Source organism: Helicobacter sp. UBA3407, from assembly GCF_949747025.1.
Taxonomy (GTDB): Bacteria; Campylobacterota; Campylobacteria; order Campylobacterales; family Helicobacteraceae; genus Helicobacter_D; species Helicobacter_D ganmani.
Genome location: NZ_CATKCB010000209.1, coordinates 1 through 4028 on the forward strand (window position 1 = coordinate 1; position 4028 = coordinate 4028).

Annotated in this window: 6 protein-coding genes and 1 pseudogene; all 7 read right to left on the reverse strand. The window is 39.5% G+C overall.

The window, feature by feature from the left end; translation table 11 throughout:
- Positions 1 to 4: 4 nt before the first annotated feature.
- Complete coding sequence (locus Q1553_RS07575; protein ID WP_297570713.1) at positions 5 to 1162, reverse strand: cytochrome b/b6 domain-containing protein; 1158 nt, start codon at positions 1160 to 1162, stop codon at positions 5 to 7.
- Positions 1113 to 1643 (reverse strand): diheme cytochrome c, encoded by a 531-nt coding sequence (locus Q1553_RS07580; RefSeq protein ID WP_115551759.1) that lies wholly within the window; start codon positions 1641 to 1643, stop codon positions 1113 to 1115. Before Q1553_RS07580 ends, Q1553_RS07575 begins: the two co-directional genes overlap by 50 nt.
- 20 nt (positions 1644 to 1663) lie before the next feature.
- Positions 1664 to 2107 (reverse strand): DUF1924 domain-containing protein, encoded by a 444-nt coding sequence (locus Q1553_RS07585; RefSeq protein WP_181881647.1) that lies wholly within the window; start codon positions 2105 to 2107, stop codon positions 1664 to 1666.
- A gap of 90 nt (positions 2108 to 2197) precedes the next feature.
- Entirely contained in the window at positions 2198 to 2344 is a 147-nt protein-coding gene (locus Q1553_RS07590; RefSeq protein WP_245944246.1) for a hypothetical protein, read from the reverse strand.
- Positions 2319 to 2708: a hypothetical protein gene (locus Q1553_RS07595; protein ID WP_245944247.1), complete on the reverse strand. Its 390-nt coding sequence runs from the start codon at positions 2706 to 2708 to the stop codon at positions 2319 to 2321. Before Q1553_RS07595 ends, Q1553_RS07590 begins: the two co-directional genes overlap by 26 nt.
- Positions 2702 to 3205: a TonB-dependent receptor gene (locus Q1553_RS07600; protein ID WP_342767848.1), complete on the reverse strand. Its 504-nt coding sequence runs from the start codon at positions 3203 to 3205 to the stop codon at positions 2702 to 2704. The genes Q1553_RS07595 and Q1553_RS07600 overlap by 7 nt, the downstream gene beginning before the upstream one ends.
- Positions 3206 to 3777: 572 nt before the next feature.
- Positions 3778 to 3978, reverse strand: a pseudogene (locus tag Q1553_RS07605) (hypothetical protein); the annotation flags it as partial.
- Positions 3979 to 4028: the final 50 nt, after the last annotated feature.

Below are 4028 nucleotides of genomic sequence, written 5' to 3' on the forward strand. Positions count from 1 at the left end.
AAACCTAAAGATTCTCCCTCAAACTCTTAAGCTTAAAATATTCCACTGCATTTTTGGCAAAGATTCCAGATTCTGCGTCTTTGTGGCAGGTTTGACAATTTGCCTTGCTTTTGATTGCCTTTGTTGTAAAAATCTTTGGATTGAGTTTGCGGTGTGCAATCTCCCAATAAGGAGTTTTTGTGATTGCAATTTGTTGGGATTCTTTTTGTTGCGTAAATTTCGTATCCACAACATCACTTGCATATTTTTCTAAAAATGCAGCAATTCTTGCGTGCGTTTCTTCCTCCAAGCTTGCGTCATCGCCAAAATGATTTTCTAAATCACTCATCATAGAATCCCACGCGGACTTTGGAAGCAAAAAGGGAGCATAGGCAATATGACAGCTTCCGCATTCTTGCTTATACTCTCCAAAGGCTGTTTTATTAGAATCTTGCGTGAAAAAATCCTGCGCGGAGGGGCGTAAAAGTATGTTTTTGGGATAAAGCAAATAAAGAAACAATGCAAACAAAAAGAGGAGAAAAAAAGCAAAAATTGCCTTTTGCGCAGGATTTAGAGAGACGCTTTCGTCCTTTTGCGTGCGTTTGTAGCCATTGAGCATAGAATCTATTGCATCTCCTTTGCTCCAAAACTTGTCTATTAAGCTTCCACAAAAATGAATTGCCACGATAAACAATAAGCAATTTGCAAAAAATTCGTGCAAATCATCGCCCATATAAAAGTAGCTATATGTGAAAAACAATGGGGCAAAGATTCCGCTATTTTGCTCCGCTCCATATTGCAAAAGTCCGCTAAATACGACAAGAAATCCAAAGCCAAGCATAAGAATAATTGCCACGCTTGAGGCAGGATTGTGTCCGATATAATGCTTTTTATTTCCTAAAATAGAAGTAAGATATTCTAGGATTCCACGATAGTTAAAATCCCAAAAGCGCGAATGCTTTGTGCCGATAAATCCCCAAATAACGCGCAATATCACCCCTGCTCCAAATAAAACTCCACAAACAATATGCACAAGAAAAAGTGTGTCTATATCCGCGCTTAGGTAAGAGAGTGCAAAAGTGAGAATCAAAAAATAATGCAAAAAACGATTGATAAAAGTCCAAATATAGCTCTTAATCACGCCAGATTCCATAGTTTGGAATATCAATCGTCTGTCCCCCATAGATTCCTTGTTCGGCTTTGGTATGGCAAGCGGCACAACGCGCAATATTTCCCACTTCTTTTTGCTGCACCATCCAATCTTTTAGTTTTCTGTGTTTTTTTTGATGATAGGGAATCTGCGAAATAGAGGTGTATAAGACTCCCGGCTGCATTGATTTTGTTAATTTTGCACTACGACGGTATTGCATTGCTTTTTCACTCGCATTGTCTAGCAAATATTGTGTGATTTGCGCAATGTCCTCTTTGCTTTCTAAACTCGCGTCTGTGTCATAGTGTTGCGCTAAGTTATCCATTACCCATTGCCAAGAAGTGCTAGGGAGCAAACCGGGTTGATAGCCAAAATGACAACTTGCGCACTCCTTTTTGTAAAGTGCATTATCCACCGCTTTTACCTCTGGACCTTTGCGCCCTTCCGCATAAGCTTGGATTCCAAAAACCGCACAAAGCAAAACCACACTAGAAACTTTTAACATTCTTTTCATTCTTTTTCCCTAAACTTGGATTATTGTAAAATCAAATAATAAAGCACATCACCTTTTTCCCGTGCGCTTCCCTCACGCAAAAAGACATCTTTAAAATTGCGTTTAAGCCATTTTTTGACTTCTTTTACATCGCTTAAACGCGTAGGATTCACGCTTGGAGCTAAAGGCTCTAGTGTTTTGTTGGTAAAAACATTGGTTGCGGGAGTTTTTAAATCCACATTATGGCAGCTTTGGCAGGATAGCAAGGTGTCGTTTTTGCCCTTGTTTTTTGTGCTAAAAATCACTTCGCCTCTTTTGGCATCAAAGTCTTGGAAGTTTGGATTTTCTGCTTTTGCTTCACTCTTCAATTCCTCAATATAAGCTTGCATTGACGGATTAAATCCACCCGCAAAGCCTACATTTCCAAGTAACAAGATTCCACAGGCACTCAAAGCCAAACTCTTAAAAACTCTTTTTGTTCTCATTTTGTCTCCCTTAAATCAAGAAATAAGATTCAAAATGATAATAAAAAAGTGTGAAGAAAATCTTAACAATTTAAAGAGAGATTCTATAACTTAAAAGTCATATTTTACCCTTATCCAAGCATTTCTACCAATCTCATAAATCCTATCACTTATAGGATTATTTGCCACGCTTAAATCAATGCTATTTTTGGATAAATGATAACTATAAAGCTTATTGGTAATATTTTCTAGCCCCATTAAACTTGCCATTCTTGATAGCGCAATCCTGCATAGAGGTTGATGATTCCAATCCGCTAGAATCCCCGAAGTCTTTGCCGATGACATTTCCATATCCCTCATCAGAACGCGTTTGTTTGGCATTGGCATACATTTCGCATTTCAAAAATATTTTTTGGTCATCGTATTTAAGTGCGATTCTGCTAGATAAGGGTGCGACTTGCGCTAAGGGCTTGTTTTCTTTTGTATTCTCTCCATAAGTGTAACTCGCCATTGCTTCCGCAAAGAGATTAGGCATAAACTCATAAGAGACTTCTGCCTCCGCTCCGCTTAAAAAGGCGTTCGTGTTAAAGCTGCGTATTTGGGGCTTTGTATAATCTAACAAATATAGTCTTGTACATAAGAAATAAAGCCCGACACATTCGCGCTTAAACCCTCTTTTTGGTGGGATAAACCAATGTCTAATTGCGTATTGGTTTCTTTGCTCAAATACATTCCATCTACCTTAGAAACCTCCCAAAAATCCGGAATCCTATCTGCGATTCCAAGTCCAGCATAAAGGGTGGAATCCCGCAAATAATGCTCATAACGCGCAAAGGCACTCGTGGCGTATTGCTTTCTTTCCTTGTCCAATCTGTGTGCGGTTGTCTCTATATAATCCTCTCTAATCCCCGCAAAAACACCAGATTCCGCCCCAATATACCATTCTCCTTGCGCATAGATTCCATAGGAATCAAAGGTATAGTTGGGTTGATAATTGGTGCGCAGTGCAGCCTCTGCGCCGTCTCTTGTCGTCTGCCCTGTGGAAGTGCGGGTTTTGTGCTTGTCCTTATCATAATCGCCCCCGAAGTAAAGTTTAGAGATTTCAAAAACCTTTTGTATTCTGCTTTAACACCAATATTTGTGCGCTTTGGGTTGCTTAGGTTATAAAGATTTCCTATTTTTGGCTGACCATTAGTCAAGCTATAATTGTCCATAATATGGTCAATGCTATTATAATATGCGCGTAAATCTAGCAAATCTTTATCAAAATAATTTTGGAATCGCAACTGATAAGATTCTCTATCAAAGGTGCGTGCGTCCATTGCCCTATCAGCATACGCCGCCTCTCCCCTGCCAATGTCTGCACTCAACTCCAAAGCACTTGTTTCCGTAAGTGTTAGAGCGCCTACAATCGTGCCGGAACGTCTTTGGTGTTCTGAATGCACTCTTTGACCTGCACCATCTTTGTAATCATCGCGTGAATAATCCGAATAAATCCCCTGCAAACTTCCTAGTTCATTTCCAACGCTTAGATAAGTATTGAAATCCAACTGATTAAAGCTTCCCACAAGCCCATCGGCACTGAAGTTAAAGTTTGTATCTTTTAGGCGCAAAGTCTCTCGGTCAAAGAGGATTCCACCCGCGCTCATCGTGCCATAGCGAACATCTTGAGGACCCTTGATTAAAGTAACCAAATTGTAGTTTTGCGGAAAAACATAAGTCAAAGTTGTATCCATTCTCCCGCCACAACCACCATTTAAATTGCTTCCATTGACAAAAATTGGCAATCTTCCAGCACCTTGTGAGCGGTAAAAGACCTCTGTGCCTCCCCCGCCCTTTTTGGCATTAGCCTTTATTATAAAATCAACACATATTACCAAAAATTTGTACAAATCGTTTGGATAAATTTTTGGATTAATTCTTGAAATTTAGTTAAACCCAC

Coding starts and splice junctions, on each gene's coding strand:
- Q1553_RS07575 (WP_297570713.1), bottom strand. CDS start 1,162: ATGGGGGACAGACGATTGATATTCCAAACTATGGAATCTGGCGTGATT.
- Q1553_RS07580 (WP_115551759.1), bottom strand. CDS start 1,643: ATGAAAAGAATGTTAAAAGTTTCTAGTGTGGTTTTGCTTTGTGCGGTT.
- Q1553_RS07585 (WP_181881647.1), bottom strand. CDS start 2,107: ATGAGAACAAAAAGAGTTTTTAAGAGTTTGGCTTTGAGTGCCTGTGGA.
- Q1553_RS07590 (WP_245944246.1), bottom strand. CDS start 2,344: ATGGGGCTAGAAAATATTACCAATAAGCTTTATAGTTATCATTTATCC.